Origin of the sequence: Pararobbsia alpina (genome assembly GCF_902859895.1) — a bacterium.
Lineage (GTDB): Bacteria > Pseudomonadota > Gammaproteobacteria > Burkholderiales > Burkholderiaceae > Pararobbsia > Pararobbsia alpina.
Genome location: NZ_CADIKM010000007.1, coordinates 92,820 through 117,365 on the forward strand (window position 1 = coordinate 92,820; position 24,546 = coordinate 117,365).

General features: G+C 63.0%; 23 protein-coding genes. 13 read left to right on the forward strand and 10 right to left on the reverse strand.

The annotated features are described in order from the left end of the window. Positions 1-6 precede the first annotated feature (6 nt). From nuoI to HV670_RS10310, 9 genes are all read left to right on the forward strand, one after another. The gene (nuoI, locus tag HV670_RS10270; RefSeq protein ID WP_425511410.1) at positions 7-498 is read left to right on the forward strand and encodes an NADH-quinone oxidoreductase subunit NuoI; all 492 of its coding nucleotides are present in this window, start codon (positions 7-9) and stop codon (positions 496-498) included. Between the two features lie 99 nt (positions 499-597). Then, positions 598-1,275 carry an NADH-quinone oxidoreductase subunit J gene (locus tag HV670_RS10275; RefSeq protein ID WP_175104676.1) on the forward strand — a complete coding sequence of 226 codons (678 nt, stop codon included), beginning with the start codon at positions 598-600 and terminating at the stop codon, positions 1,273-1,275. A 14-nt stretch (positions 1,276-1,289) separates the two neighbouring features. Beyond that, positions 1,290-1,595 (forward strand): NADH-quinone oxidoreductase subunit NuoK, encoded by a 306-nt coding sequence (gene nuoK / locus HV670_RS10280; protein WP_175104677.1) that lies wholly within the window; start codon positions 1,290-1,292, stop codon positions 1,593-1,595. Between the two features lie 24 nt (positions 1,596-1,619). After that, on the forward strand, positions 1,620-3,683 hold the full coding sequence (gene nuoL / locus HV670_RS10285; RefSeq protein WP_175104678.1) for an NADH-quinone oxidoreductase subunit L: 2,064 nt from the start codon (positions 1,620-1,622) through the stop codon (positions 3,681-3,683). 18 nt (positions 3,684-3,701) lie between these two features. Continuing rightward, entirely contained in the window at positions 3,702-5,183 is a 1,482-nt protein-coding gene (locus HV670_RS10290; RefSeq protein WP_175104679.1) for an NADH-quinone oxidoreductase subunit M, read from the forward strand. 21 nt (positions 5,184-5,204) lie between these two features. Further along, complete coding sequence (gene nuoN, locus HV670_RS10295) at positions 5,205-6,668, forward strand: NADH-quinone oxidoreductase subunit NuoN (protein WP_175104680.1); 1,464 nt, start codon at positions 5,205-5,207, stop codon at positions 6,666-6,668. 16 nt (positions 6,669-6,684) lie between these two features. Continuing rightward, entirely contained in the window at positions 6,685-6,981 is a 297-nt protein-coding gene (locus HV670_RS10300) for a DUF2818 family protein (RefSeq protein WP_175104681.1), read from the forward strand. 17 nt (positions 6,982-6,998) lie between these two features. Continuing rightward, positions 6,999-7,592 (forward strand): NUDIX domain-containing protein, encoded by a 594-nt coding sequence (locus HV670_RS10305; protein WP_246257203.1) that lies wholly within the window; start codon positions 6,999-7,001, stop codon positions 7,590-7,592. 14 nt (positions 7,593-7,606) lie between these two features. Continuing rightward, positions 7,607-8,242 (forward strand): DUF1178 family protein, encoded by a 636-nt coding sequence (locus HV670_RS10310; protein WP_175104683.1) that lies wholly within the window; start codon positions 7,607-7,609, stop codon positions 8,240-8,242. 9 nt (positions 8,243-8,251) lie between these two features. Here the strand turns inward: HV670_RS10310 and HV670_RS10315 are convergent, their stop codons facing one another. From HV670_RS10315 to HV670_RS10330, 4 genes are all read right to left on the reverse strand, one after another. Next, the gene (locus tag HV670_RS10315; protein WP_175104684.1) at positions 8,252-8,944 is read right to left on the reverse strand and encodes a glutathione binding-like protein; all 693 of its coding nucleotides are present in this window, start codon (positions 8,942-8,944) and stop codon (positions 8,252-8,254) included. Between the two features lie 92 nt (positions 8,945-9,036). Beyond that, positions 9,037-9,753 carry an enoyl-CoA hydratase-related protein gene (locus HV670_RS10320; RefSeq protein ID WP_175104685.1) on the reverse strand — a complete coding sequence of 239 codons (717 nt, stop codon included), beginning with the start codon at positions 9,751-9,753 and terminating at the stop codon, positions 9,037-9,039. Positions 9,754-9,971: 218 nt separating this feature from the next. Next, positions 9,972-11,147, reverse strand: coding sequence for a pyridoxal phosphate-dependent aminotransferase (locus HV670_RS10325; protein ID WP_175104686.1), 1,176 nt, complete (start codon positions 11,145-11,147; stop codon positions 9,972-9,974). A 121-nt stretch (positions 11,148-11,268) separates the two neighbouring features. Beyond that, positions 11,269-11,805 carry a putative toxin-antitoxin system toxin component, PIN family gene (locus HV670_RS10330; RefSeq protein WP_175104687.1) on the reverse strand — a complete coding sequence of 179 codons (537 nt, stop codon included), beginning with the start codon at positions 11,803-11,805 and terminating at the stop codon, positions 11,269-11,271. A 49-nt stretch (positions 11,806-11,854) separates the two neighbouring features. On the opposite strand from HV670_RS10330, the gene yaaA reads away from it, so the two are divergent. After that, positions 11,855-12,634 carry a peroxide stress protein YaaA gene (gene yaaA, locus HV670_RS10335; protein WP_175104688.1) on the forward strand — a complete coding sequence of 260 codons (780 nt, stop codon included), beginning with the start codon at positions 11,855-11,857 and terminating at the stop codon, positions 12,632-12,634. A 77-nt stretch (positions 12,635-12,711) separates the two neighbouring features. Beyond that, positions 12,712-13,869 carry a M14 family metallopeptidase gene (locus tag HV670_RS10340; protein ID WP_175104689.1) on the forward strand — a complete coding sequence of 386 codons (1,158 nt, stop codon included), beginning with the start codon at positions 12,712-12,714 and terminating at the stop codon, positions 13,867-13,869. Between the two features lie 289 nt (positions 13,870-14,158). Here HV670_RS10340 and HV670_RS10345 read toward each other — a convergent pair whose 3' ends face one another. Continuing rightward, positions 14,159-14,776: a BspC domain-containing protein gene (locus tag HV670_RS10345; protein WP_246257204.1), complete on the reverse strand. Its 618-nt coding sequence runs from the start codon at positions 14,774-14,776 to the stop codon at positions 14,159-14,161. A 70-nt stretch (positions 14,777-14,846) separates the two neighbouring features. Continuing rightward, positions 14,847-15,512, reverse strand: coding sequence for an energy-coupling factor ABC transporter permease (locus tag HV670_RS10350; RefSeq protein WP_175104690.1), 666 nt, complete (start codon positions 15,510-15,512; stop codon positions 14,847-14,849). 349 nt (positions 15,513-15,861) lie between these two features. Between HV670_RS10350 and HV670_RS10355 the strand changes: the two genes are divergently transcribed. Then, positions 15,862-17,097 carry a response regulator transcription factor gene (locus tag HV670_RS10355; protein WP_175104691.1) on the forward strand — a complete coding sequence of 412 codons (1,236 nt, stop codon included), beginning with the start codon at positions 15,862-15,864 and terminating at the stop codon, positions 17,095-17,097. 24 nt (positions 17,098-17,121) lie between these two features. Here HV670_RS10355 and HV670_RS10360 read toward each other — a convergent pair whose 3' ends face one another. Beyond that, on the reverse strand, positions 17,122-18,342 hold the full coding sequence (locus tag HV670_RS10360) for a DUF2863 family protein (protein ID WP_175104692.1): 1,221 nt from the start codon (positions 18,340-18,342) through the stop codon (positions 17,122-17,124). A 346-nt stretch (positions 18,343-18,688) separates the two neighbouring features. Between HV670_RS10360 and HV670_RS10365 the strand changes: the two genes are divergently transcribed. Then, positions 18,689-19,705 (forward strand): hypothetical protein, encoded by a 1,017-nt coding sequence (locus tag HV670_RS10365; protein WP_175104693.1) that lies wholly within the window; start codon positions 18,689-18,691, stop codon positions 19,703-19,705. A gap of 251 nt (positions 19,706-19,956) precedes the next feature. On the opposite strand, the gene acnA is transcribed toward HV670_RS10365, so the two are convergent. The 3 genes from acnA to HV670_RS10380 form a co-directional block, all read right to left on the reverse strand. Further along, positions 19,957-22,671 carry an aconitate hydratase AcnA gene (gene acnA / locus HV670_RS10370; RefSeq protein WP_175104694.1) on the reverse strand — a complete coding sequence of 905 codons (2,715 nt, stop codon included), beginning with the start codon at positions 22,669-22,671 and terminating at the stop codon, positions 19,957-19,959. A 184-nt stretch (positions 22,672-22,855) separates the two neighbouring features. Continuing rightward, a complete protein-coding gene (locus tag HV670_RS10375; RefSeq protein WP_175104695.1) occupies positions 22,856-23,347 on the reverse strand; it encodes a hypothetical protein in 492 nt (163 codons plus the stop codon). Positions 23,348-23,450: 103 nt separating this feature from the next. Next, entirely contained in the window at positions 23,451-24,491 is a 1,041-nt protein-coding gene (locus tag HV670_RS10380; protein WP_175104696.1) for an HpcH/HpaI aldolase/citrate lyase family protein, read from the reverse strand. Between the last annotated feature and the right edge of the window lie 55 nt (positions 24,492-24,546).

A 24,546-nucleotide genomic window follows, 5' to 3' on the forward strand; every position in this document is an offset into this window, starting at 1 on the left:
CGAACCATGATTTCCTCCATCAAGAGTTTTTTCAGCACCTTCCTGCTGACCGAGCTGCTGCGCGGCATGGCCCTCACGGGCAAGTACGCGTTCGCGCGCAAGATCACGGTGCAGTTCCCGGAAGAGAAGACGCCGATCTCGCCGCGTTTCCGCGGCCTGCATGCGCTGCGCCGCTATGAAAACGGCGAGGAGCGCTGCATCGCCTGCAAGCTCTGCGAAGCGGTATGCCCGGCGCTCGCGATCACGATCGAATCGGAAACGCGTGCTGACAACACGCGCCGGACCACGCGCTACGACATCGACCTGACCAAATGCATCTTCTGCGGCTTCTGCGAAGAAAGCTGTCCGGTCGACTCGATCGTCGAGACCCACATTCTCGAGTACCACGGTGAAAAGCGCGGCGACCTGTACTTCACGAAGGACATGCTGCTCGCGGTCGGCGACCGCTACGAAACGGAAATCGCAGCGGCCAAGGCGGCCGATGCGCCGTACCGTTGATGCGGTTGATATCTGCACCGCATGCGGCCCCGGCCGCGCGGTGCACCCTCCGATCCACCGTCGGCTGCCTCGCAGCCGTCCAACGATGATCCGGTAAAAATGGAATTCACGACCGTTCTGTTCTATGTCTTCTCGGCGATCCTCGTGGTCTCCGCGTTGCGGGTGATTACTGCGCCCAATCCGGTGCAGTCCGCCTTGTTTCTCGTGCTGGCGTTCTTCAATGCCGCTGCGGTCTGGATGCTGCTGAAGGCCGAGTTCCTCGCGATCCTGCTGGTGCTCGTCTACGTCGGGGCCGTGATGGTGCTGTTCCTGTTCGTGGTGATGATGCTGGACATCAACACCGACGTGCTGCGACGAGACTTCAAGCGCTTCGTGCCAGTCGCGACGATCATCGGCGGCATCATGGTCATCGAGGCCGCGCTGATCTTGTGGCACGGTTATGCGGGTATCGCCGCACCGGTGCAGGATGCCGCGAGCGCGCAGGGCTGGTCGAACACGCGGATCATCGGCAAGCTGATCTATACCGACTACATCTTCGCGTTCGAGGTCGCCGGCCTCATACTGCTCGTCGCGATCATCGCCGCGCTGGCCCTCACCCTCAAGCACAGCAAGGACAGCAAGCGCCAGGTCATCGCCGACCAGCTGCGCGTGAAGGCCAAGGATCGCGTGCGCATCGTCAAGATGGGCTCGGAAGTCTCGCCGCAGTTCGACCCCAACCCCGAACCGTCCCAAGATCCCGAAGCGCCCGGCAACTCCGGCGCCGGTCAGGTGCACTGAGCAAGGATACTCATATGGTCTCCCTTCCACATTATCTGGTTCTGGGCGCGATTCTGTTTGCAATCAGCATCGTCGGCATCTTCCTGAACCGCCGCAACGTCATCATCATCCTGATGGCAATTGAGTTGATGCTGCTCGCCGTCAATACGAACTTCGTCGCGTTTTCGCATTACCTCGGCGATGTTCACGGGCAGGTGTTTGTGTTCTTCGTGCTGACCGTCGCTGCCGCAGAAGCAGCGATCGGCCTTGCGATCCTGGTTACGCTGTTCCGCAATCTCGACACGATCAATGTCGAGGATCTGGACCGGCTCAAAGGTTAATTCAAGGGCGAATCCGAAGCTGTTATGCCAACGACACTCAATCAAACCCTGCTGCTCGCGATCCCGCTTGCACCTCTCGCCGGCTCGCTGATTGCCGGTCTGTTCGGCAACGCGATCGGCCGCGTCGGCGCGCATCGCGTGACGATCCTCAGCGTCGCGATCTCCTTTGTGCTGTCCATGATGGTGCTCTTCGACGTGCTCGGTGGCGCGAGCTTCAACGCGACGATCTACGAATGGATGCAGGTGCCCTATGGCGCCGGCTCGCTGAAATTCGAAGTCGGTTTCCTGGTCGATTCGCTGACCGCGATGATGATGTGCGTGGTGACCTTCGTGTCGCTGATGGTGCATATCTACACGATTGGCTACATGGCTGACGAGGAAACCGGCTACCAGCGCTTCTTCTCGTACATCTCGCTGTTCACGTTCTCGATGCTGATGCTCGTGATGAGCAACAACTTCGTGCAGCTGTTCTTTGGCTGGGAAGCAGTGGGGCTCGTGTCGTACCTGCTGATCGGCTTCTACTACACCCGCCAGTCGGCTGTGTACGCGAACCTGAAGGCTTTCCTCGTGAACCGCATCGGCGACTTCGGCTTCCTCCTCGGCATCGGCCTGCTGCTCGGCTATGCGGGATCGCTGAACTACGGCGACGTGTTCGCGCATCGCACGGAACTCGCGGCCATGGTGTTCCCAGGTACGCACTGGGGTTTGCTGACCGTGGCCTGCATCTGCCTGTTCATCGGCGCGATGGGCAAGTCGGCCCAGTTCCCGCTGCACGTCTGGCTGCCGGACTCGATGGAAGGCCCGACCCCGATCTCCGCGCTGATCCACGCGGCGACGATGGTGACCGCCGGTATCTTCATGGTCACGCGGATGTCGCCGCTGTTCGAACTTTCGGATAGCGCGCTGTCGTTCGTCATGGTGATCGGCGCGATCACGGCGCTGTTCATGGGCTTCCTGGGTGTCGTGCAGAACGATATCAAGCGGGTGGTCGCCTACTCGACGCTCTCGCAACTCGGCTACATGACGGTTGCGCTCGGCGCCTCGGTCTATCCGGTCGCTGTGTTTCACCTGATGACGCACGCGTTCTTCAAGGCGCTGCTGTTCCTCGCGGCCGGCTCGGTGATCGTCGGCCTGCACCACGACCAGGACATGCGCAATATGGGCGGCCTGCGCAAGTACATGCCGATCACCTGGATCACGATGCTGCTCGGCAATCTCGCGCTGATCGGCACGCCGTTCTTCTCGGGCTTCTATTCGAAGGACTCGATCATCGATGCGGTGAAGCTCTCGCATCTGCCGGGTTCGGGCTTTGCGTACTTCGCGGTCGTCGCGAGCGTGTTCATCACGGCGCTGTATTCGTTCCGCATGTACTTCATGGTGTTCCACGGCGAAGAGCGTTTCCGCAACGTCAAGCATTCGGCCGCCGATGCGCATGCCGGGGCGGATGCGCATGCGCCCGCTCATGCCGCGCACGGTCATGGCCATGCCGTCGAGCCGCACGAGTCGCCATGGGTCATCTGGCTGCCGCTCGTTCTGCTCGCGATTCCGTCGGTCATCATCGGCGCCTGGACGATCGGTCCGGTACTGTTCGGCGACTTCTTTGCGCACGGCGTCGTGTTCGACAAGGTCATCGAAATCGGCGCAAACCATCCGGCGTTGGCCGAGATGGGCGAAGAGTTCCACGGCTGGTTCGCGATGGGCATGCATTCGATCAGCAGCCTGCCGCTCTATCTCGCCGCGGCTGGTGTAATCGTCGCGTGGTACTGCTATATGAAGCGGCCCGAGCTGCCGGCGAAGATCGCCGCGCGCTTCCCGTTCATCTACCGTTTGCTCGACAACAAGTACTACCTCGACAAGTTCAACGAAGCCGTCTTCGCACGCGGCGCCGTCGCCATCGGCACGGGGCTGTGGAAAGAGGGCGACCAGGTGGTCATCGACGGCATCGTCAACGGCAGCGCGCGCGCGGTAGCCTGGTTTGCCGGTGTGTTGCGATTCCTGCAGTCAGGCTACATCTACCACTACGCATTCGCGATGATCATCGGCATGCTGGCGCTCCTGACGCTCTTTGTAACGATCGGCGGAAAATAAAAAAGGCGAGGGGACACAATGCAATCTTTTCCGCTTTTGAGTATTGCGATCTGGCTGCCGATCGTTTTCGGCGTGCTGATCCTCGCGGTGGGCAACGACCGTAGCCCGGGGACCGTCCGGTGGATCGCGCTGATCGGCTCGATCCTGGGTTTGCTCGTGACCTTGCCGCTGATCTCGCATTTCGACAGCAGTACCGCGGCCATGCAGTTCGTCGAGTCGTCCGACTGGATCACGCGCTTCAAGATTACCTATCACCTCGGAGTCGACGGGATCTCGGTCTGGTTTGTCGTGCTGAGCGCCTTCATCACGGTCATCGTCGTGATCGCCGGCTGGAGCGTGATCACGAAGAATGTCGCACAGTACTTCGCGGCCTTCCTGATTCTCTCGGGCCTGATGGTCGGCGTGTTCTGCGCGCTCGATGGTGTGCTGTTCTACGTGTTCTTCGAAGCCACGCTGATCCCGATGTACATCATCATCGGTGTCTGGGGTGGGGCGAACCGTGTGTATGCGGCGTTCAAGTTCTTCCTTTATACGCTGACCGGATCGCTGCTGATGCTGGTCGCCTTGCTGTATTTGTACGACGTCACGGGTACGTTCGATATGGCGGCCTGGGCCAAGGCGCCACTCGCGATGGTGCCGCAGGTGCTGCTGTTCATCGCGTTTTTCGCGGCGTTCTCGGTCAAGGTGCCGATGTGGCCGGTGCATACCTGGCTGCCTGATGCCCACGTCGAGGCACCGACCGGCGGCTCGGTCGTGCTGGCTGCGATCATGCTGAAGCTCGGGGCCTACGGTTTCCTGCGCTTCTCGCTGCCGATCACGCCGGATGCGAGCCATCTGCTCGCGCCGGTGATCATCGCGCTGTCGCTGATCGGGGTGATCTACATCGGACTTGTCGCGCTCGTGCAGACCGACATGAAGAAGCTCGTTGCGTATTCCTCGATCGCGCACATGGGCTTCGTGACGCTCGGTTTCTTTATCTTCAGCCAGCTCGGCGTCGAAGGCGCGATCGTGCAGATGGTCTCGCACGGCTTCGTGTCGGGCGCGATGTTCCTGTGCATCGGCGTGTTGTACGACCGCATGCATACCCGCAATATCGCCGAGTACGGCGGTGTCGTGAACGTGATGCCGAAGTTCGCGGCACTCGCCATGCTCTTCGCGATGGCCAACAGCGGTCTGCCCGGCACGAGTGGTTTTGTCGGCGAGTTCATGGTGATTCTTGCCGCGGTCAAGTTCAACTTCTGGATTGCGTTCCTCGCAACGACCACGCTGATTCTCGGCGCGGCCTACTCACTATGGATGTACAAGCGCGTATACTTCGGCGCGATCCCGAACAACCATGTGAAGGAATTGCTCGACGTCGGCTCGCGTGAGTTCTGGATGCTGATGGCGCTGGGCTTGCTCGTGCTGTTCATGGGCCTGTATCCGAAGTACTTTACCGACCCGATGCACGAGTCCGTCGCGAATCTTCTCTCGCACGTCGCGCAGTCGAAGCTCCAATAAGAGCCGACGAGACCCACCACCATGCAAAATACTTATCTCATTCTGCCCGACGCGCTGCTGATGGCGGCTGTCGTGGTCGCCTGGCTCAACGACCTGTTCTTCGGACTCCCGGGCCGCAAGACAACTTATGGGATCGCCGTCCTGTCGTCGGTCATCGCCGCGGTCTGGTATGCGGTGAACGCGCTGAACGGCGGTAGCCAGCTCTTTTTCTCGAACATGTATGTGGTCGATCCGTTCGCGAACGTGATGAAGGCGTTCGTCTCGATCGGTTTTGCCGTCTCGCTGGTCTATTCGCGCAAGTACATCGAGGACCGTGAGCTGTTTCGCGGCGACTTCTACCTGCTCGGCATGTTCTCGCTGCTCGGTCAGCTGGTGATGATCTCGGGCAACAACTTCCTGACGCTGTACCTCGGACTCGAACTGATGTCCCTGTCGTTGTACTCGGTGATCGCGCTGCGCACGACCTCGACATCGTCGACCGAAGCCGCGATGAAGTACTACGTGCTGGGTGCGCTGGCTTCGGGTTTCCTGCTCTACGGCATCTCGATGCTTTATGGTGCGACCGGCACGCTGAACCTCAACGAAGTCTTCAAGATCCTCGCTTCGGGTCGTGTCGAGAGCTCGGTCGTGCTGTTCGGCGTGATCTTCGTGGTCGCCGCGATCGCGTTCAAGATGGGTGCGGTGCCGTTCCATATGTGGGTGCCCGACGTCTACCACGGCGCGCCGACCGCGATGACACTGCTGACCGGCGGCGGCCCGAAGGTCGCGGCCTTCGCCTGGGGGGTGCGCTTCCTTGTGATCGCGCTGCTGCCGTATGCGGCTGACTGGCAGCAGATGCTCGTGATTCTCGCGGCGCTTTCCCTGATCGTCGGCAACATCACCGGTATCGTCCAGAAGAACATCAAGCGGATGCTCGCCTACTCGGCGATCGCCAATATGGGCTTCATCCTGCTCGGCCTGCTCTCGGGCGTGGTCGACGGCAAGGCGGACGGCGCGGCCGGGGCCTATAGCTCGGCGATGTTCTACAGCGTGATCTACTTGATGACGACGCTTGGCACCTTCGGCATCGTCATGCTGCTCGCACGCCGCGATTTCGAATGCGAAGCGATCGACGACCTGCGCGGGCTCAATCGCCGCCATCCGGTCTATGCTTTCGTGATGCTGCTGCTGATGTTCTCGCTCGCGGGGATTCCGCCGACCGTCGGCTTCTACGCGAAGCTCGCCGTGCTCGAGGCGACCGTCAACGCGGGCCTGACCTGGCTGACCATCCTTGCGGTGATCACCTCGGTGTTCGGCGCGTTCTATTACCTGCGCATCGTCAAGATCATGTACTTCGACGATCCGACCGACGAAGAACCGATCACCGCCTACGGCGGCGCGCGTGCGCTGCTGATGGTGAACGGCCTCGTCGTCATCGTGCTCGGTATTCTGCCGGGCCCGCTCATGAATGCCTGCCTCCAGGCAGTTCACCAACTCACTCCGTAAGCGCTGGTACGTCCGAATGTCTGCAGCAGGTTGGTTTATCGTTTTGTTGGCGCTGGTCGGTGCGAATCTGCCGTTCGTGAATCAGCGCCTGTTCCTGGTCATTCCCTTGCGAGGCAAGCGCAAAAGCGCCTGGTGGCGTATCGTGGAACTGATCGTGCTGTATTTCGTCGTGGGCGCTATCGGTCGTACCCTCGAGGCTCAAGCGGGGAATCTGTTTCCGCAGGGATGGCAGTTCTACGCGGTCACGTTTTGTCTGTTTCTCGTGTTCGCGTTTCCCGGCTATACCTTCCGCTACCTCGTCAAATACCGCTGAAGTTTTCGGAGCTGGCCTTGGCAGACAATCTCAACCGTAATCAGGACGCCGGACTCATCGAGACCCGGCTTGACGGAGAACAACTGCTCAAGGGCCGTTTTCTCGATGTGCGGCGCGACCGCGTGCGCTTGCCCGACGGTGCCGTCACGACGCGTGAATACATCGTCCATCCGGGCGCGGTGATGGTGCTGCCGGTGTTCGACGACGGCCGCGTGCTTGTCGAGCGGCAGTTTCGCTATCCGGTCGACCAGGTCGTGATCGAATATCCGGCTGGTAAGATTGATCCGAACGAAAGCTCCCTGACGTGTGCGGAGCGCGAGCTTCGCGAGGAGACCGGCTATTCGGCGAAGGAGTTCTTCTTCCTGACCCGGATCCATCCCGTGTTCTCGTACTCGACCGAATATATCGATCTCTTTGCCGCGCGTGGCCTCACGGCCGGCGAGCCCGAACTCGACGAGCACGAGTTTCTCGAAACCTTTACGACCGATCTTGCGCAGATGTTCGAGTGGATCAAGTCAGGCCGCATCACCGACGTGAAAACGATCATTGGTACGTTCTGGCTCGAGAAGATCCTGTCCGGCAGCTGGTCGTTCGGCGCGCCGGCTGTCTGAGGACGATCGACGTCATGAAAGTATTCGATCTGCGTTGCGCGGACGATCACCGATTCGAAGGGTGGTTCGGCTCCGATGCCGACTACGAGTCGCAACACGCGAAGCGGATGATCGGCTGCCCGATATGCGGTTCGGTCGAGATCGACAAGCTGCCCTCGGCGCCGCGCCTCAATCTGTCTGGCGCGACCGCACCGGCTGGGCGTGGTCGCGGGACTCGTGAGGAGGGGCGCGAGGCACATGCGAGCGAGCGTGCAGCGGCGCAACAGCGTGAACAAGCGCGGGATGAAACAGGGGATCGCGAGCGGCGGCGTGAGCGAGACGAACGCAGTGAGCGTTCAGTGCGTGATGCGCGGGCAGAAGGCCGTGGTGTCGCGGGCAGCGGGCACGGTGTGCCGGCGCCGTCTCTCCCTCCTGAAGCCCTGCATGAACTGCAGCGCCAATTCATGCAGGCGGCACGCGAGCTGATCGCGAAGACGGAAAACGTCGGTGACCGCTTCGCCGAAGAAGCGCGCAAGATCCACTACGACGAAGCGCCCGCGCGCGGGATTCGCGGCGTGGCGAGTGCCGAAGAAACGCGAGAGCTCATCGAGGAAGGCATCGAGGTGATTGCCTTGCCGATTCCCGCCTCGCTCGAAGGTCCCTTGCAATAAGGCTTCGTATCAGCGCCTCGCGTATTGCGCCGCGCCGAACAACAGTTCCTTTGCCTTGTCGTCCATCACGGGCGGGCGCGCATTGGCCAGCACCGCGACACCGCGCTGCACGGCGGGTCGTGCGGCAATCGCATTGAACCAGCGTTCGACATTCGGGAACTCGCTGAGCTTTTGCCCTTGGTTTTCCCATGAACGTGTCCACGGAAACGTCGCGATGTCGGCGATCGAATAGCGATCGCCCGCCAGGTATTCCGTCTTCGAAAGCTGTTTGTCCATCACGGCGTAGAGCCGGCCGGTCTCGTTCGTATAGCGCTTGATCGCGTATTCGATCTTCTCGGGGGCGTAGTTCCGGAAATGGTGGGTCTGGCCGAACATCGGGCCTACATTGCCCATCTGGAACATCAGCCATTGCAGCGTCGTGTAGCGTTCGATCGGGTCGTCGGACAGCAGCTTGCCGGTCTTCTCGGCCAGATAGATCAGGATCGCGCCGGACTCGAAGAGGGCAATCGTTTTGCCTTTCGGGCCATCGGTGTCGACGATCGCGGGGATCTTGTTGTTCGGGCTGATCTCGAGAAATTCGGGTGTGAACTGGTCGCCCGCGCCGATATTGATCGCATGGACGTGATACTCGAGGCCGCACTCTTCGAGCATGATGTGAATCTTGTGGCCGTTCGGAGTGGGCCAACTGTAAACGTCGATCATGGTTGCTCCGTCGATAGTGCAGGTTCAGGTGCAGGGCGCCACGGTGGCAATGATTACAGCACAGATCGAACAGGGATCCGCACTGGCAGACCCTATCTCGACAGCTCCACAAGCGCATCGCCTTCTGCCCGCATCTGCGCAAGCAGATCGCGTGTGGCTGCTTCCTCGAGCAGCCGTTTGCTGCGTGCGAAAACGCCTGCTCCAAGCGTGCCGAGTTCGTCGGCGAGGTCGATGGCCACGTCGAGCGCCTTGCCATTTTCCGCAAGCCGGTTGACGACGCCCGCATGGTAGAGCCGTGCGGCATCGAGCGTCGCGCCCGCGAGCACCAGTTCGTACGCAAGCGCCTTCGGCAAGCCGCGTGCGGCGAGCCATGTGATGCCGCTGTCCGGTGCGATACCCGCCGTGAGCTGCGGCACGCTGAAGCGCGCGCTCTCGGCGGCGACAATGAAGTCGCAGGCGAGCGCGACGGCGAGGCCGGCACCGTCGGCATTATGTTCGACAGTCGCGATCACGGGCTTGGTAAACATGCGCAATGCATCGAGCCAGCTCGCAAACCGTTCGATTCGCTGGGCAAGCGCATCCTGTGCGGGCAGCCGCCGTTCAGCGAGATCGCGAAGATTGCCCGAGACGCTGAGCAAGCCGTCGAGGCCTTTGACGATCACCGAGCGGGTGCCGTCATCGCGCTCGGCGACTTCGAGTGCCTCGACCGCGGAAGCGAACAGGTCCGGATGGGCAAGCCGCCCGCCGGGGTTCGAGACGGTGAGGATCAGGGTCGCGCCGCTTTGCCCGGTCTTGAGTTCAGCGCTCATTGCAGGGCTCCGGATGTCGGCATGGGCCGCCCGTCGACGAATACCCCTGTGGCGAATGCCCCGATGAAGTCCTCGGTACGCGTCAGGGCTGACGCGGCAGTAGTCGCCATCGGGATCCGTTTCTCTATACGGGTCGGCATCGACATAGTGGGCTCTTGAATGTCGTATTTGATAATTCTTATGTTCATATAAGACTGATCGTGAAAAACTTGCCGCGATTACAGCTTCGCGAGCCGACCGAGTGCTTCGTCGAGCGTACTTTCCTTCTTCGCGAAGCAGAACCGCACGATGCCAGACTCATGCGGTTCGTGATAGAAGGCCGACACAGGAATTGCCGCGACACCGATCTCGGTGGTCAGCCATTTGGCGAACTCGGCCTCGGGGAGGTCGCTGATCGCCGAATAGTCAACGCACTGGAAGTAGGTGCCGTCGGACGGCAGCATCCGAAAACGCGTATGTTCAAGGCCCGCACGGAAGTGATCGCGCTTGCGCTGATAGAACGCGGGCAATTCGAGATAGGGTGCCGGATCGGCCATGAACCGCGCGAGCCCGACCTGCATCGGCGTGTTGACCGTGAACACATTGAACTGGTGAACCTTGCGGAATTCGGCGGTCAGTGCGCGTGGTGCCGCGACATAGCCGATCTTCCAGCCCGTTACGTGATAGGTCTTGCCGAAGCTCGAGACCACGAGGCTGCGCGCGGCCAGTTCGGGATAACGCGAGACGCTCTCGTGGCGTTGGCCGTCATAGACCATGTGTTCGTAGACTTCGTCCGAGACGATCAGTACCTGTGTATCGCGCACGATGGCCTCGAGCTTGCGCATGTCGGCTTCGCGCCAGATCGTGCCAGTGGGGTTGTGCGGGGTGTTGATCATGATCGCGCGCGTGCGCGGCGTGATCGCCGCGGCGAGCCGGTCGAACGGAAGCGCATAGTCGGGCGCCTCGAGCGTGACGAAGACCGGAATGCCCCCGGCCAGTTCGATCGCGGGCAGGTAGCTGTCGTAGTTCGGCTCGATGACGATCACTTCATCGCCCGGATGGACGATCGCGAGGATCGAGGTCAGCAGGCCCTGCGTCGCACCGGCTGTCACGGTGATCTCGGTATCGGCATCGTAACGATGGCCGTAGATCGCCTCGACCTTGGACGAGATCGCCTGCCGCAGCGGCAGGATGCCCGCCATCGGCGGGTACTGGTTCGCGCCCTCGCGCATGGCCTGTGCCACGGCGTCGACAATGCGCGGATCGCAGTCGAAATCGGGAAAACCTTGCCCGAGATTGACGGCGCCGCGTTCGGTCGCGAGCGCGGACATCACGGTGAAAATCGTCGTCCCGACCTTCGGCAGGCGGGATTGCAGGGCATCGGCGGAGAAAGCGGCTTGTGGCTGGGCGTTCATGGCTTGACGAAGGGTCGGCGAGGGCTCGCGGCGCGAGACTGGACGAGCGTTGTACGATCCAAAGCATCGTTCAGATTGCAAGTATGCCTGAGATGCTCCGCCCTCATCGCTGGCTGGCACTTCATGGCGCCGGGGTGGCCGCCGCGAGACTGGCCGGGAGCTTGGCCGCGGGTTGGGCTGAGAGTCGGGCTGAGAGTTGGGCGGTGAAGGCGGCCGGCAGGCCGATCGAAAAGCCGAAGTCGCGCGCGATGCGCTTGGCCATTCTGAGCAGTTCACGATCCTTGCTCACCAGCCACGCGGCGCCGGCGCGGCGTGCCAGTTCCAGAAACTTCTGGTCGTCGCGGTCCCGGCACTGCGGCAGGGCGCGCGGTGCGACCTCGCCGGCCGGAGTGTCCTGCGCCGGCGCGATCATCGTGGTCCACCGCGCGATCTGGGCGAGCGCCGCCTCCTTGTCGAGCGCGAATCGCGCGAACTGCGGATAGTCGAGCACGCGCGTCAGTTCCGCGAGGCAGCGCGCGTCGATGACGGCCTCGATCCCGCCCTGCGCGAGGGCGGCCGCGATAGGGCGTGCATGGGGGTCGTCGAACACGAGGATGTCAATCCAGACGTTCGAGTCGAGCACGACGCGGGGCGTCTGGGCGGCAGTCAAAAAACTCATTCGATACAATAAGGCCGTTATGTTTGGCCGCTCAAGCGGCGGCGCCCTAATGATAATCGTTCTATCCCCCGCAAAATCGCTCGACTATACGACCCCGCCTCATGTCGCCCGGCATACGCTACCGGCGTTCGTCGATCATTCGGCTGATTTGATCGATACCTTGCGTGGATTGTCACCGGCCTCGATCGGCTCGCTGATGAGTATTTCCGATCCGCTCGCCGAACTCAATTTCAAGCGCTATCAGGACTGGGATCCGAAATTCAGCCCCGCCAATGCGAAGCAGGCCGTGCTGGCCTTCAATGGTGACGTCTACGAGGGCTTCGATGCCCCTTCGCTGGCCGATGCCGACCTCGACTATGCGCAGGGGCATCTGCGGATCCTCTCGGGGCTCTACGGGGTGCTGCGGCCGCTCGATCTCATGAAACCCTACCGGCTCGAGATGGGCACGCGGCTCGGCAATGCGCGCGGCCGCGATCTCTATGCATTTTGGGGTGAGCGCATCACCCATGCATTGAACGACCTGTTGGCCGAGCGCAAGGCCGCGGCGAAAGCGCTCGTGAATCTCGCCTCGGAGGAATACTTCCGGTCCGTGCGTCCCAAGCAGCTCGACGCGCCGGTGATCACGCCGGTGTTCGAGGACTTCAAGAGCGGCCGCTACAAGATCATCAGCTTCTATGCGAAACGCGCACGCGGCCTGATGGCGCGCTACGCAGTGCTCAACCGGATCCAGAAGCCCGAGAAGCTCAAGGCCTTCGACAGCGAAGGGTATGCGTTCGAGCCGGATGTCTCGAGCGAACAGACATGGGTATTCCGCCGACGGCTCGCATAGGGCGCCTCGACTGCTGGTAGCGCGATGTCGCGAGACGACCGACAATGCGTTCGCAAACGTCCAGCGAGAGGATTTTCATGACACTGAGCATTACGAGTTGCTTCGACGGCGGAGCGATCGAGATCGTTTCGGCCGAGCGCGCCGGCGATGTGCGCCTGCGCGTACGCGCCGACACCCATGCCGACTTCGCGCAATGGTTCTATTTCCGCGCGAATGGCGTGCGTGACGAAGAATGCCGCTTCGTCTTCGAGAACGCGGGGCAGTGCGCCTTCGCCGACGGCTTTCACGGCTATGCCGCGGTCGCGAGCTACGACAAGCTCGAATGGTTCCGCGTGCCGACCACCTATGACGGCCAGTTGCTCACGATCGAGCACACACCCGAATGCGACACGGTCTATTACGCGTATTTCGAGCCCTATGACGAATCGCGCCATGACGTCGTGCTCGGCCATCTGCAGCGCCATCCGGCCGTGCGCCTGACCGATCTCGGCCGTACGATCGAGGGCCGGCCCATCGAGCTGCTGAGGCTCGGCGACGGCGATCCGGCCAAGCCGAAGATCTGGATCATCGCACGCCAGCACCCGGGGGAAACGATGGCCGAATGGTTCGTCGAAGGCCTGCTGGGACGGCTGAGCGCGCAGGGCGACTGGTCCGTGGACGATTCGCTCGGCGAGGACCTGCTCTCGCGCGCGACGTTCTATGTCGTGCCGAACATGAACCCGGACGGCTCGGCGCTCGGCAATCTGCGGACCAATGCGACTGGGGCCAACCTGAATCGCGAATGGATGAATCCCAGCCTCGCGCGCAGCCCGGAAGTGAAGCTCGTGCGCGACGAGATGCACCGCGTCGGTGTCGATATGTTCTTCGACATTCACGGGGATGAGACGCTGCCCTATGTGTTCGTCGCCGGCAGTGAAATGCTGCCTGACTTCACCGAGCAGCAGGCGCGCGAACAACGCGCGTTCATCGAGTTCTTCAAGGATGTCGCCGAGGATTTCCAGGACGTCCACGGCTATGAGTCGGACAAGTACCGCGACGATGCGCTCTCGCTTGCCTCGAAGTACGCGGGGCACGCATTCAACTGCCTGTCCCTGACGCTTGAAATGCCATTCAAGGACAACGCGAACCAGCCGGACCCGGAAGTCGGCTGGAACGGCGCACGCAGCGCCGCGTTGGGCGCCGCGATGCTCGAAGCGATCGAGATGCAGCTCGACGCGTTTCCAAAGACCCCCTGAGGCTAGGGGACGGGCGGCCCGGTCGGATCTTTTCGGCGCCGGGCCTCCTAAGTGCGGCTAACAGCGGCGGCTGACGGCGGCGGCTGACGGCGCGGGTCCGGTTCAGGCTGGCCGGTGAGCGCCGCCGGGAATCGCCATGGAGCGAAACTGAACTCGACGGCCCGGGCAGTGCTCGACGGCCCGGGCAATGTCCTGGCTGCGGGAAGACACGCAACTGCTTGACTTCGAAGACGCAGACCACGCAGACCACGCAGACCACGCAGATCCGGGCATACCTGACGTGTACCGCTCAATGGTTCGCCTTCTTGCTGGCGCGCGACGAGCCATGGCTCGAACTCTTCGAGCTGCCGTGCTTGCCGTGGGCCCAACCTCGTCCGCCTCGTTTCTTGCTGCCTGAGGCGCCCGGATTGGGCTCGTTCGAATCGAAGGCGAGCATCTTGTTGTCCGCGTAGCCGCAGCGGAAGCTGAGCGCGTCGGGCTTGTCGCCGCCGCCCTTGCGGTAGCCGAGGCCTTCGATCTCCACCATCGTGTCGACCTTGATCTTCTGTTTGCCCGCTCCGAAGGCGCCGTCCCAGGGTTCGATCGAAGCATGCGCATCGGTCAGGGCATCGTCACCGAAGTCGACATGGTCATAGATCGGCGAGGTGCCGATGATGAAGACCGCGTGCGCCGCACAATCCGCGGCGATCGGGTTCGCGTGCTGCTCGTTGATGTACTTGCTGACGAGGTCGTTGTGCTGCTCGAGCTGGTCGGCGATGGCGGGAAGGCTGGTCAATGAAGCGGCGAGCAGAAGCGCAAGGCCGGCTGTGCAGCGGGAGAAAAGGGAAGCTGTGGACAAGGGAAAGCGCAACTGAGTGGAACCGATTGTCGGCTGCCGTTTCAGGAAAGCCGAACGCGTGGGCGGCATGCGGCCGCGATCTTTTGCTGTCAGATACCGGATCGCTTATCCGAGTTCCATTCAGACTGATGAATGGTGACTAGCGACGATCCAGATGATAGCGGTGATCGTCGTAGGTCGTCACCCAGGCAGGTTTGTAGACCGCGAGGATCGCGGTGAGCATGCCGGAGAACCAGGCTTCGCCGCCGGCGACCCAGAGCACCTGGTCCCAGAATGCGTGAGGAAAGCCTGTCCACGCGCCGCTCAGCGCGGTATGCAGCACCACCCCTGACAGGGCTGTGGCAATCAGCGAGGCCGCTGGCGCCACGAAACCGTACCCGCCGACGAAAACGATCCGGCTATGCGGTAGCCACGCCGACATCACGCGTTGCAGCAGCAGCGCGACGAGTACCGGCACCGCACCGAGCATGAGGAGCGTCAGGCCGAGCGTGTCGAGCGGTGCATCGAGCACCAGCGCCGAAAGGACGATCATCACGTTCATGCCGATCAGGGCAAGCGCCCAGTCGAACAGCGTGACCATCAGGGCGGCGCCGAGCAGGTGGAAAGCGGGGCCGTCGCTGAACCACTGGTCGATGGCCCAAAGCACCGAGAGGGTGACGACCGTTGCGAGCCAGAGGTGCTGGAGCGTGTCATTGCGCAGGCGCCGCAGCGGGCGTGTCCAGACGGCATACGCGAGCAGTCCTCCTGCGGCAAGCCAGCCGCAGACCATCCAGGGCAATGGAAGGGGTACGTAAATAAATCCCATAAAGCAATCTTACTCGCACAAATCCTGCGCGTGGGGAGCAGGGCGGCGCGGTGTTGCGCACAACCCGCCTGCGTTCAGAGTATTGCTCGCTTCGGAGAACGGTTCCTGTCAGATGACGTATGGAATCGTCCTAAATCAAGCTTAGAGTTATCTTGATTCGACCGCTATCGCTTTCGGCTGAAGCGCATGTTGCAAGGGGTTTTGCGAAGATGAAGTCAACGTGATGAGGTGTTTTCTCGAGCATAAGCGCAGGTCAAGGTCTGATTCTGCTCTGCGATGACCGGAGGCCCCCGAGTGGGTTTCTGATGTCGATTTCAGCTCGATTGGTCTGCGGGCATGGGGACGGCCGGTGGCCGCCACCCGTTCGTTCAATCCGTTTGTTCAACCATCCCATGCGGGGGCTTCCTTGCTCTTTTTTGTTCTGAACGATCAGCCGGAGCGGCGCGAGGGCCTCAAAGCCCTGCTGCGGCAGGTGCATCGGCAGGCGCGGATCTCGGACGCGGGAGACTGGGCCCAACTCGAACGTGCGTTGCGGCGCGGCCTGCCGGACTTGCTCGTGATCGACTTGCAGGTGCGCACGATGACACTCGACGCGCTGCGGGCACTGCATCGCGAGCATCCGGCACTCTCGATCGCAGTGCTCACCGACGACGGCGACCCTTCTACAGTCGGCCCGCTGCTCAACGCGGGGGCGCTCGGCGTGATCCCGCGCCAGCTCGAGCCGCGGCTGATCCTGCGTGCGCTCGAACTCGTGCTGCTCGGTGGCTACTATGTGCCGATCTGCGCGCTGGGGCCGGACATTCCAGCCATGTGGCCTGAACGGGGGGCTTCGGGTCGGCCGGGACAGCGGGCCGAGGCAGGATTGCCCGAGGCGTGTGCGTGGCCGGCCGGGTCGCAGGGGGCTGTGGCAAGGCTTTCCGCCAACGCGTCTGCCAGTTTGTACAGCCCGGTCGCCGCGCGCAGCCGTGCCGAGCGCGCGGCCTTGCTGGCCGATGAACGGGCCTCGCGCCGCTGCGCGCGCGCGGGGCTGCTGTCGCCTCGCCAGCAGCAAATCATGCGCCTTGTCCATCTCGGCAATACGAACAAGACCATTGCGCGTGCGCTCAACATCAGTGAGGGAACGGTCAAGATCCATCTCGCGGCGGTGTTCCGATTGCTCGGCGCAGCGAATCGGGCCGCGGCGGTCGCGCTCTACAACGGCTGGCAGTACGGCAAGCTCCAGGCGCTGCGTACCGAGCATCAGCTGAACGACCCGTCGCCACGCAGCGGCATGCGTTCGCCGGTGCCCTTACGCTCACCTCCGGCAGTCAGCCTACCCATGGCCGAGCGGGGTGGCCCGTTTCTGATCGCGGCCCAGCCGGCCTGGCCGTTCGCACCGCGTCGGCGCCGGCCGCCCATTGCCACGCAGGAGGCCGAGCTCAAGCCGGTCGAGCCGCCTGTCGATGAGGGGCTCGGGCCACCGGCCGGCGACTCCCCTGCAAACCTGTTGCCCTCGGCGAGGGCCAAGCCGACCGCGCGAGGCCGTGGCCTGGCCGCGCCACGTCATGACAAGCCGCGCCGTGGGCGTGGGCTCGCCGACGAATGAAGCCGACGATCCGGTGCTAGAGGGTCAATGGAAATGCGGCTGCACCGGCTGGACATCCTCCGGCATTTCGGCATGGACGATTTCGCCGAGCGGGTCGGCATAGAGCGGCACGCCGCAGTCGTCGCAATACTCGGGTTCGAAGCGGCCAGCGTGCTGGCGCACTTCAGTGATACCGGCCTCCTTGAGGAGGGCGACCAGCTCGTCGAGCGGACCCGCACCGAGCGGGACCTCGCCGACGACATCATGGTCGCCGAGATCCGCGTCGACGTTCTCGCGGCCATAGAGCGGCCAGACGACGCCATAGAGCACGTCGTTGCTGCCGCGACGGGTGAAGCCGATCCGGAACTCGTCGACATGGCGCTCGCCGAACCCGCCGATGACCGCGCGCAGTTCGGCCGGCTCGGCCTGCAAGGTATCGGCAAGATAGCGCACGGCCGTGCGTACCGTATGCGGGCGGATTTTTTCGTCCGCATCGCGGCAGGCCGAATAGAACGCATCGGGCAGCAGGCACTCGATCTCGCAGCCCGGCAACACGAGCGCGAGGTTCGCGCCGCCCTGGTTCGACCATTGATCGAGGCATTGGCCGCGCTCGATGCGTACGCCGGCATCGTCTTCCTGCCAGCGGAACAGGGCCATGCCCGCGGGTGCCGCTACCGCAGCGAGCAGGAAGCGTGGGTCGGCAAGGATCGGCGAGGTCTCGGGCAGGTCACCGAACGCGAGCTTCGGCGCATGGCCGCCGAGCGCCGCCTGCGCAAGCTGCTGGGCGAGTCGGAAGGTTTCGACGTGATGGCGCGGCAATTGGTCGATGCTGTACAGATAGGGCGACATCGATACGCGCGCATTGCTCGCGAGCACGTGGGCATGCAGATGCGTGCGTAGCGCATCGGAGGTATCGGCTTTCAGGGGGCCGGACGGAATCGCATAACGCGTCCAGGCCAGCACGGGGGCGGCAAGCAGCACGACGTCCCAGTCCTGTTCCTCATGCGAGATGACGAACGACTCGCTGTGCGTCTCGGCGATATCGGCCAGTGCCGCATACGCATCGGGATGGTTTTGCTGGAGATGGTCGAGTGCGGCGTCGAGCGTCGTCTGGCTGCCGTTGCGCAACATCTTGGCGAGCAGTGCGTCGATCCGGCTTTCCCAAAAACGGTCTTCAGTACGGCTGCCCGATGCAACGAGGGCGAGCGACAGGCCGACAAGCTTGTCGGCATCGGGCGGAAGTCGTTTGGCGATTCTGGAGCGCATGGTGGCAAGTCTGAGGGCGCGGGTGAACCCGCATTACGATTCGGTTTGACCGGGCTTGGCCCCACATTCTAGTCGTTCTGGGAGTGCGCGCGCGAACGCTGCGCGGATTGGGGGCAGGCCGCGCATTTCGACGGGCATCGCCGTGCTTCGACCGGCTCTTTCAGCGATTTGTACAAGTATCGCCCTACTCGCCCGGATAGGGTCGAGAGTCCCGGTACTCTTCGAGGAGAGTCAGTTGAACCCAGCCCAGCCATCTGGCACACGTCCACCGCTCTCGCCGCGCTTGACGCATACGCCGGCGCGCACCCCAACGAGTCCCCTAACGCACCCCCTGCCAAGCGCGCCCATGGAGGATACCCGCGTCCCTTGGCCCGAAGCCGATCCGCGTGCCCTTGACCGTGACATGCCTGCGCTGTCGGGCCGACCGCCCACGCCGCTGCCAGCGATAGGAGAAGGGCTGGCGGTGCGGATGCGGCGGAGTCCTGAGGGCGCGTCGAGTCGCGAGCGTGTACTCGACTACCGTTTCGATATTCTGCTGCACGGTGCCGCTCCTGCAGTTTTCAAACGCATCGCCGCATTTCATGAAACGCTCGACGATGGCGCCGCGGCATCGATGAGACCGGCCGGCACGGAACCGTTTTCACGCGCTCAGATCTGGACGATGAGCGACAGCTGGCAAGTCGCCTGTACGACGGGCTCAGCAGTGATATGCGGCGACAACCGCCATGCACGGACCTGTGCGGTCAGCATTCAGCATTTCGTCGAGAGGTGGCTGACCGAACGTCTGCAAGGCCCCGTCCCATTCGCGGTAGTCGCGGCGATTCATACGCCGGCACCGGCGAGTCCGCTACGGCACTGGGCCGACGCCCCTGTTCCTGCAACGCTGCTTGCGCCCCACCTGCGCGACGATGCCAGTGTGCAGGCAACGCTCTCGCGCCGGGCCGCCTCGATGCGGGCCTTGCTCGATGCTGGCGCGACCGTGCACGCCTGCTATTCGGCCGCTTCGCTCGAAAAAATGAGCCTGACCGAGCGGGAGACCTATAGGTCGACCTGCGAGACGTACCCGAATCTTCTCGACGAACCGAGCCCGTTGCCCCCCGGTGCATTCAATGCCGTGTGCGGCGCGACCTACCTGTTCGGCACAGGGCCTCTGTCGCTGACCGGCTGTATCGCGCTCCGGCTGCCCCAGGCCGCCGACGCGGAGGACGGCGCTGCCCAGGCACACCTGTTCGTCGCGTCGCCGCTCGATGCGCCGTTCAAGGACTTGCTCGACGAACTCAAGCGAGACGTCGGTCTCGTGCTGGATCCGGCCTATGGCGGCGTCGCGGTGCGGGCCATGGTCGATGAGCCCGACTACGTCTGACGCGTGCATGCAGGGGCGGCGGCCAGCCCAATGCGTGGGCGAGCCACGAACATGAACATGGCCATGCGAGATGCATCAGCCCCGGTTCAGCAATCCAAACGCCCATAAAAAAGCCCGGCTTTTCAGCCGGGCTTGAAGGACCGCGCGTCAGCGCGGCCACCCGCAAAAGGGTAACGGGCGGGGCGCCGGAGGCGGACAGGGGTGCTGCTCGATCCCCAGTGCCTTGCAAGACACCCCTTGATCGACGACCCTTACGCCGCGAGCAGCGAGCGCAGCACGAACGGCAAAATCCCGCCGTGCTTGTAGTAGTCGACTTCGATCGGCGTATCGATGCGCAGCAGGACCGACACGCGCTCCGTCTTGCCGTTCTTGCGATGGATCACGAGCGTCACTTGCTGTTGCGGCTTGAAGTCGTTGCCGAGATCTTCGATGTCGAAGGTCTCTTCACCGGTCAGGCCCAGCGAGCTCACCGTGTCGCCATCCTTGAACTGCAGCGGCAGCACGCCCATGCCGACCAGGTTCGAACGATGGATCCGCTCGAAGCTGCGTGCGACCACGGCCTTCACGCCGAGCAGCGCCGTGCCCTTGGCCGCCCAGTCGCGCGACGAACCCGTGCCGTATTCCTCGCCCGCGAACACGATCGTCGGCGTCTTCGCCGCGACGTACTTCATCGCCGCGTCGTAGATCGACATCTGTTGGCCGCTCGGCTGGTGAATCGTCAGACCGCCTTCGATGCGGCTGCCGTCGGCTTGCAGCGGGATCATCAGGTTCTTGATCCGGACGTTGGCGAACGTGCCGCGCATCATCACATCGTGGTTGCCGCGACGCGAGCCATAGCTGTTGAAATCGGCCTTGAGCACGCCGTTTTCCTTGAGCCATACGCCGGCCGGCGAGCTTTCCTTGATCGAACCCGCGGGGCTGATGTGATCGGTCGTGACCGAGTCACCGAAGATGCCCAGTGCGCGCGCGGCCTTCACCGGCTCGATGCTGTCCTTCGGTTCCATGGCGAACCCTTCGAAGAACGGCGGTTCGGCGATGTAGGTCGACTTCGGCCATTCGTAGACGTCGCCGTCCACGCCGTGGATCTTGCTCCAGAGGTCGCCCTCGGTCGTGAGCTTCGAGTAGTTCGCCTTGAAGTTCTTCGCGTTCAGCGCGTACTTGAGCAGGCTCTGGATTTCTTCGCTGGTCGGCCAGATGTCGCCGAGGTAGATATCCTTGCCGTTCTTGCCCTTGCCAACCGGTTCGGTCATCAGGTCGCGCGTGATGTTGCCGGCGATCGCGTAGGCGACGACCAGCGGCGGCGAGGCCAGGAAGTTTGCGCGAATGTTCGGGTGGATCCGCGCTTCGAAGTTGCGGTTGCCCGAGAGCACCGCGGCCGCGACGACGTCATTGCTCGTGATCGCTTCGTTGAGCTCGGCGGTCAGGTCGCCCGCATTGCCGATACAGGTCGTGCAGCCGTAGGCCGCGAGGCTGAAGCCGAGCTTCTCGAGGTAGGGCAGCAGCTTGGTCGCCGTCAGGTACTCGGTGACGATCCGCGAGCCCGGTGCGAGCGAGGTCTTGATATGCGGCGCGACCGTCAGGCCGGCTTCGACGGCCTTCTTCGCGAGCAGGCCCGCGGCCAGCAGCACGCTCGGGTTCGAGGTGTTGGTGCACGAGGTGATCGCGGCGATCAGGATGTCGCCGTTCATCACATTGACGCCGTCGGTCGTCGTGTAGACGGCTTCGAGGTCTTCGGTCTTCTTCGCGAAGCCGTTTTCGGCAACCGGCTTCGAGAACAGGTCGCGGAAGGTTTCGCGGACGTTGCCGATCTCGATGCGGTCCTGCGGACGCTTCGGGCCCGCGAGCGATGGCGTGACGGTCGAGAGGTCGAGGGTCAGCGTCTTGCTGTAGTCGATCTCGCCGGCCTTCGGCACGCCGTACATCTTCTGGGCCTTGAAATAGGCCTGGAATGCGGCGATTTCTTCCTTCGTGCGGCCGGTGCCTTCGAAGTATTCGATCGTCTTGTCGTCGACCGGGAAGAAGCCCATCGTCGCGCCGTACTCAGGCGCCATATTGCCGATCGTTGCGCGATCGGGCACGCCGATCGAGGCGGTGCCTTCGCCGAAGAATTCGACGAACTTGCCGACGACCTTCTCCTTGCGCAGCATTTCGGTGATCGTCAGGACCAGGTCCGTCGCCGTCAGGCCTTCGCGCAGCTTGCCCTTGAGCTCGACACCGACGACGTCGGGCGTGAGGAAATACACGGGCTGGCCGAGCATGCCGGCTTCGGCTTCGATGCCGCCAACGCCCCAGCCCACCACGCCGATGCCGTTGATCATGGTCGTGTGGCTGTCGGTGCCGACGAGGCTGTCCGGATAGTAGACCGCGTCCGCGCCTTCGGTCTTCTTGTGCACGCCGCGTGCGAGATATTCAAGGTTGACCTGGTGAACGATGCCGATGCCCGGGGGCACGACCTTGAACGTGTCGAATGCCTGCATGCCCCACTTCATGAACTCGTAGCGCTCGTTGTTGCGCTGGAATTCGAGCTTCATGTTGAGATCGAGTGCATCCGGGCGGCGGAAGTAATCGATCTGCACCGAGTGGTCGACCACGAGGTCGACCGGCACGAGCGGCTCGATCGCCTTCGGTGCCTTGCCCATGCGCTCTGCCACGCCGCGCATCGCGGCGATGTCGGCGAGCAGCGGGACGCCGGTGAAGTCCTGCAGCACGACGCGGGCGACCACGAAGGGGATCTCGTCGACGCGCGAGGCGGTCGGCGCCCAGTTGGCGAGCTGCTTGATGTGTTCTTCGGTGATCTTCTTGCCGTCGAAATTGCGCAGTACCGATTCCAGCACGACGCGAATCGAGAGGGGAAGGCGCTCGACCTTCACACCGAGTTGCTTACCGAGTGCGGGCAGCGAGTAATACTTGCCTTTGCCGGCGCCGCTGTCGAATTCCTTGAGCGTTTTGTATAAATTGTGGGGCATGTGGATTCCTTGTTAAACGCGGAACTGTGATTGGGCGGCCACGCGCGTATCGTCGTCAAGTCGGTCGATCGAGTCGATTTCGCGCATGGCCGGCGGATTTTTCAGCCGGCAAGAACATCCCGGTCGACACCGGCCACCCGTTCGCGGCGATGAGCCGCCGCGCACCACGCTGGCCGGTTCGCCGTCATTGACTGTTCCTGAGGGCGTTCGATTGTGTCGGCGCCAGGGCGCCGTGGTTTGCCATGTCGTCGGTCTTGCATTCGTCGGCGAGGCGTTGGCGGTCACCCGTATCGTCGAACAGCATCGCCTTCGTCGGAATGACCACGAGGTCGAGGCCGCTCGCCGTGTCGAAGAAGCGGTCGGCACCGGTCGACGTGATCACGCGCGGCAGCTTGTAGTTCTTGTTGTTCCAGTGCAAGGTCATGACCGCGTCGCGGCTCATGTCGCCCTTCAGGTAGAGCACCGCGTTGTCCTCGCAGCTCCATTTGTCGGCGCCTTCGGGCATCGGGTCGACCTTGGCGGCCGCGGCGGCTTCATGCTTCTTCGACTTCTTGAGCTTCTTGACCGTCTTGGGCTTCTCGGGGGGGGCGCCGGCTTGTGCCGCCGCGTCGACGGAGACGCCAGCAAACGCGATGGACACCGCGCCGACGAGTGCAGTTAGCAGGGACTTGTTCATGAATATTCACCTTCTCCGGGAGTCGTTGATTTGGCCCGCGCCACGGTCGTAACGCAAGACGAGGCCAATATTGTGACCTATTCGGGCACTCACCCGGTTGATTTTAAGATTCATCGCCTGGCCTCGACGGTGTTGACTTGCCGGAACCCAACGATGTTGAAAAGAAATCGCCGACGGAAGCGGGCAAGGGCCGCGCCGCGGCATGAGCGCGTCGGAGTACCGACCAATAGTAGCGATAGCTCGCGCGGTCGTGCAGGGTGTCGCCGTGGCGAATCGGGCCCCAGCCGGCGGCCTGGGCAGCGAGCAGGATCTCGGCCGCGAGTCCGATTTCGTCTTCGCGCGGCGTGAATGCGGCGACGATCGGCAGGATCTGCGCGGGATGAATGCTCCACATCCGCGTGTACGCGAACTCCTCACGCGCGCGCCGCGCGTCGTTCGCAACGACCGCCGCGTCGCGGATCTCGGTGGTCACATTGTGCGAGGGTACCTTGCCGTAGGCATGGCAGGCGGCCGCGATCTCGAGCTTCGCTCGCCGCACGAGCGGGTGGTCGAACTGGCCCGGCGAGCGCATCGCGCTGTCGGGAATCGCGCCCGTGTGGGCGGAGACGAAATCCATCAGGCCGAAACTCAGCGCCTCGACAGGCGGCAGAGCGGCGATCGCGAACACCTCGGCGAGCGCCTCGTGCGTCTCGATGAGCACATGCACGGGAATCCCGTGGGAAATGCCATCGCGCCGGCGCAGTGCCTCGATATATGCGCACATCTCGGCCGCTTCGCTCGCGTGGCGGACTTTAGGCAGCGTGATATAGGCCGGCGCGCGGTTCGCCGCGCCGAGGATGATGCGCAGGTCCTCGCGCCAGGCGGGATGATGGAAATCGTGGATGCGAATGCCCACGCGCCCGAATGCGTCGTGTTCGGAGCCGAGCAGCGAGGCGACCAGTTCGGCATGGGCCGCCTCATGACCGACCATGGCACCGTCCTCGCAGTCGAGCGTCACGTCGAACACCGGACCGAGCTCGCGCTGCAGGGCCAGGGAACGGCGCATCAGTTTCTCGCTGCCCGCATAGTGATCACACGGCGGCAGCACAGCCGGTGGCGTTTCACCGTCGAACAATACCTGGGCGGGCGAGAGAGGGCGGGTCATGGTAGTCAGTAATCCAGAAGACCGGAACCCGGCCGGAACCCGTCAAGACGGGCAG

Bases quoted from the DNA above. Each gene is read 5' to 3' on its own strand.
- nuoI (WP_425511410.1), top strand. From the start codon at position 7: ATGATTTCCTCCATCAAGAGTTTTTTCAGCACCTTCCTGCTGACCGAG.
- HV670_RS10275 (WP_175104676.1), top strand. From the start codon at position 598: ATGGAATTCACGACCGTTCTGTTCTATGTCTTCTCGGCGATCCTCGTG.
- nuoK (WP_175104677.1), top strand. From the start codon at position 1,290: ATGGTCTCCCTTCCACATTATCTGGTTCTGGGCGCGATTCTGTTTGCA.
- nuoL (WP_175104678.1), top strand. From the start codon at position 1,620: ATGCCAACGACACTCAATCAAACCCTGCTGCTCGCGATCCCGCTTGCA.
- HV670_RS10290 (WP_175104679.1), top strand. From the start codon at position 3,702: ATGCAATCTTTTCCGCTTTTGAGTATTGCGATCTGGCTGCCGATCGTT.
- nuoN (WP_175104680.1), top strand. From the start codon at position 5,205: ATGCAAAATACTTATCTCATTCTGCCCGACGCGCTGCTGATGGCGGCT.
- HV670_RS10300 (WP_175104681.1), top strand. From the start codon at position 6,685: ATGTCTGCAGCAGGTTGGTTTATCGTTTTGTTGGCGCTGGTCGGTGCG.
- HV670_RS10310 (WP_175104683.1), top strand. From the start codon at position 7,607: ATGAAAGTATTCGATCTGCGTTGCGCGGACGATCACCGATTCGAAGGG.
- HV670_RS10315 (WP_175104684.1), bottom strand. From the start codon at position 8,944: ATGATCGACGTTTACAGTTGGCCCACTCCGAACGGCCACAAGATTCAC.
- HV670_RS10320 (WP_175104685.1), bottom strand. From the start codon at position 9,753: ATGAGCGCTGAACTCAAGACCGGGCAAAGCGGCGCGACCCTGATCCTC.
- HV670_RS10325 (WP_175104686.1), bottom strand. From the start codon at position 11,147: ATGAACGCCCAGCCACAAGCCGCTTTCTCCGCCGATGCCCTGCAATCC.
- HV670_RS10330 (WP_175104687.1), bottom strand. From the start codon at position 11,805: ATGAGTTTTTTGACTGCCGCCCAGACGCCCCGCGTCGTGCTCGACTCG.
- yaaA (WP_175104688.1), top strand. From the start codon at position 11,855: ATGATAATCGTTCTATCCCCCGCAAAATCGCTCGACTATACGACCCCG.
- HV670_RS10340 (WP_175104689.1), top strand. From the start codon at position 12,712: ATGACACTGAGCATTACGAGTTGCTTCGACGGCGGAGCGATCGAGATC.
- HV670_RS10345 (WP_246257204.1), bottom strand. From the start codon at position 14,776: ATGCCGCCCACGCGTTCGGCTTTCCTGAAACGGCAGCCGACAATCGGT.
- HV670_RS10350 (WP_175104690.1), bottom strand. From the start codon at position 15,512: ATGGGATTTATTTACGTACCCCTTCCATTGCCCTGGATGGTCTGCGGC.
- HV670_RS10360 (WP_175104692.1), bottom strand. From the start codon at position 18,342: ATGCGCTCCAGAATCGCCAAACGACTTCCGCCCGATGCCGACAAGCTT.
- HV670_RS10365 (WP_175104693.1), top strand. From the start codon at position 18,689: ATGGAGGATACCCGCGTCCCTTGGCCCGAAGCCGATCCGCGTGCCCTT.
- acnA (WP_175104694.1), bottom strand. From the start codon at position 22,671: ATGCCCCACAATTTATACAAAACGCTCAAGGAATTCGACAGCGGCGCC.
- HV670_RS10375 (WP_175104695.1), bottom strand. From the start codon at position 23,347: ATGAACAAGTCCCTGCTAACTGCACTCGTCGGCGCGGTGTCCATCGCG.
- HV670_RS10380 (WP_175104696.1), bottom strand. From the start codon at position 24,491: ATGACCCGCCCTCTCTCGCCCGCCCAGGTATTGTTCGACGGTGAAACG.